We start from the raw sequence: 1,508 nt of genomic DNA on the forward strand, positions 1-1,508 counted from the left end.
CCCGCGGAAACATACTAACATGAGTAGCACAAACCATGGCCATGGTTTGTGCTACTCTTTTTTTGTAGAAGTGAAGGGAAGTCGTGCGGACGCGTGGATCGTCGAATCCGAACCAGGAAACCGGCTCCCTTCACACCCTTATCCGAATCAGGTTAGTATGTTGGGTCCTTGAGGCCGTATAAGAAAGTGGAATCGATAAGGCACTGTGGAGGGCTTCTACTAAAACGAAACAGGAGGCAAAAGATGAGACATGTGATGGCTTTTGATGTCAGTAAGGGGAAAAGTTCTGTGGTGGTCTACGACCCCAATCAACACTGCCAATACGAAGGGGAATTGACGCATACCCAAGCCGGTTTCGGCTCGTTGAACGAGCGGATCTGCGCCTTGCGGGAACAGGCAGGCCGGTTGCCGGCCATCGTTTTCGAAGCCACGGGCGTGTATTCCCACCCCTTGGAGGCGTTCCTGCAGGAAAACGGCTTTCCGTATAGCCGCCTGAATCCACTGGAGGCCAAGATCCAGACCGCCGCGATGCGCAGGCAGAAGACAGACGTAAGCGATGCCCATGAACTGGCCAAATCCCAGTTCCGAATCCGCCGGCCAGACACCTATGTCCAAGAAGCCTATTTTGAACAGATGCGGGCGCTGGGCCGCTACTACGAGGACATTGGCAAGGAGATCACCCAACACACGAACCGGCTTCACGCCTTTCTGCAGTTGAGCTTTCCGTTGTTGGAAACCGTGTGTACGACGAATTCGGTACTCTTTTTGAACATCGTGCAGCGCTACCCGCACCCGAACGCCCTCCTGGGCATAGCTGACGAAGAACTTCGGGACGCGATCAAACGGGCGACCCCCAAACGCCTCTCGACACAAGAGGCGGAACGGAAGGCGGAACGGCTCCGTACCGCGGCGAAGAACGCCTATGCGGCCATCGGGCCGGAAGACGTGCGCTGCCAACACCTGAAGCAGTACGCGAAGCGCCTGCTGGAACTGCGCAGCCAAAAGAACGAGGTCGTCCGCCAAATGGTGGAGCTCTCGAAGGATCACGTGGCGTTCCAGGTGCTGAAATCCTTTCCGGGAATCGGCGATACGACGGCTGTCCTGCTCATCGCCGAGTTAGGCGACATCCGGCGCTTCCGGAATGCCAAACAACTCAACGCCTACGCCGGCATTGACATTCGGCGTCATCAATCGGGCAAACTCCAGCGACCGGACCGGATCAACAAACGCGGCAATAAAAGGCTGCGGAAAATCCTCTACACCATGGTGATGAACATGCTTTCCTTGCGGGCGAAGACGCAGAACACCATCGTGGATTATTACGACCAATTAAAAAAGCAACCCAACGGGAAGCCCCATCAGGTTGCGGTGATTGCCTGTGTGAATAAGTTCCTGAAAGTCGCATTTCACCTTATTCAACACGGCCTCCTCTACCAGTACGAAGCCGGCAAGGCTTCGTAACAGGAGTATAGCACATGCGCCCCTGCGAAAAAACCGGAAAGCGCAGG

At 55.4% G+C, this 1,508-nt stretch carries 1 protein-coding gene; it reads left to right on the forward strand.

Features of this window, described 5'->3' with window-relative positions:
• Positions 1 to 243: 243 nt before the first annotated feature.
• On the forward strand, positions 244 to 1,461 hold the full coding sequence (locus tag FQV28_RS07940) for an IS110 family RNA-guided transposase (RefSeq protein WP_146495296.1): 1,218 nt from the start codon (positions 244 to 246) through the stop codon (positions 1,459 to 1,461).
• Positions 1,462 to 1,508: the final 47 nt, after the last annotated feature.

The organism is Planomicrobium sp. CPCC 101079, from assembly GCF_007859275.1.
GTDB lineage: Bacteria > Bacillota > Bacilli > Bacillales_A > Planococcaceae > Planococcus.